Origin of the sequence: Snuella lapsa (assembly GCF_039539345.1) — a bacterium.
Lineage (GTDB): Bacteria > Bacteroidota > Bacteroidia > Flavobacteriales > Flavobacteriaceae > Snuella > Snuella lapsa.
Window position 1 is genome coordinate 1 of record NZ_BAABCY010000098.1, and the last position, 1716, is coordinate 1716.

The following is a 1716-nucleotide window of genomic DNA, read 5'->3' on the forward strand; positions in this document are numbered from 1 at the left end:
TTGTTTTGGCTTGGTGGTAAACCGAAAGTGATTTCCTTCGAACTGCCCTACTGTATATACACAGAACGTTGTAAACAATTTAAAAAAAACACAACGAATGAAAAAAATAAGATTTTTATGTGGGATTCTGATTTCTTTAATACTCTTATCATCTTGTTCAACAGATGAAACTAGTATAAAAAATGGATTTACACTAAATGGAAATTTTTACGAAACTAACTTTGCCATGTCTAGCAATGGGAATCCATATTATTTAATCTTTTACAACTCTTTAAATGAGGACAATCCCAATCTTTTTGAAGGACAGTATGGATATTTTATTTTAATTTCTGGGGAGCAAATAGATGCAATTCCTTTACTAAAAGGAACATATACCACAAAAAATGGCCCAAATAGTTTTTTTGGAATAGATGGTCATCATCCTATTGAATTTTTTGGAGATTCGGGAGAAGGAAATTACGTTGCTTCAGAATTTTGGCATCAAGACGAAGATTTTAAATATGGTACTGTTACTATCAACTCTATAACTTCAATATCAGAGGGATTAAGTAATCAAGTTACTGAAATTGATGTAGATTATACCTTTCAATGGGATGGAATAACCGTAAAAGGTAATTACAATGGAAAGGTTACGCCTAATTAAGGACTGTCTGACACCATGTGCAACTTTCCATTTGCAATCAGTCGTAAGAGATGATACCCTGTTCTATTTAAAAGCTTTATAATCTGTTATGAAAAAATTATTTTTACTAATCCTGCTTGTTTCCCAACTAACCTTTTCTCAAACTATAACAATAGACGAAGGTCAAACTTTAAAAATTAAGAAAGTAAAAATAGCAGATGGAAATATCAAATCTGACTCAAAAGAAAATACAAAGGTTTTAATATTTCAGTGTGTAATTAAGTCTAACGTAAAAAAGTCTGTCGACATTAATGCTTTTAGTTTATTAGATGTAGAAAATAAAATCCGCTATAGACTTATACGATTTGAAAGTTGGAAAGGTAAGTCCTCGATAGGATTTGGACATTCAACTGAATCATATTTAAAGACTGAAATATTGGATAAAAATGGAAATCCTTATGAATTATTACCCAAATATGACCCTTCTAAGAAAGATTCTTTTTATGACTACAATTTTGATGGATTCACAAATTGTGAAATTCCATTAGATTTCGGCTCAAACAAGAGACATGCTTTCAATGAATTATTATCAAAGAACAAAAGGTTAGTATCGGTAGTATATTTCCCTGAATCCAAATGGGATGAATTCTTTAGTCAATTACAGTTTCCGATACTAATTAAAGAAAAGAAACCAAAACTAGAACTTTGTTATAAGAAAAAAGTGATTTATAAAATTGAATATGAATAATAAAACTGTTTACAATAACTAAGCGTTCGTGTGGTCGGTACGGCCAAACATGAACACCGTGTTAACTGAACCGGTTTTGGTCGATTAGCCTACTATGGGGATTGCCTTGTTTTAAGTGTGTTTGTTTTAGAAGCGCTTATAGTATTTAACTACTAAATTTGTTGTTAAGCCCTGTGTCGTGGCTTGGCATTTGGCCGTCTTCGGCAATTTGGCTTTAGTCTTAGGTTTATTTTTTGTCCATTCTCTAGATTCTCTAGATTTTGGGCAATAGCTGTCTGTTACGTGCTTAGCAACGTTGCTTTTTTGGGGGCATATTTAGTTTTTCCAACCAATAGTTTGGTGGCCC

2 protein-coding genes are annotated in these 1716 nt (G+C 32.1%); both read left to right on the forward strand.

Translation table 11 applies throughout. The features are described 5' to 3' along the window. The first annotated feature begins 97 nt into the window (after positions 1-97). Positions 98-643 carry a hypothetical protein gene (locus ABD792_RS17595; RefSeq protein ID WP_345007687.1) on the forward strand — a complete coding sequence of 182 codons (546 nt, stop codon included), beginning with the start codon at positions 98-100 and terminating at the stop codon, positions 641-643. 88 nt (positions 644-731) lie between these two features. Further along, entirely contained in the window at positions 732-1370 is a 639-nt protein-coding gene (locus tag ABD792_RS17600; protein WP_345007688.1) for a hypothetical protein, read from the forward strand. Positions 1371-1716 lie beyond the last annotated feature (346 nt).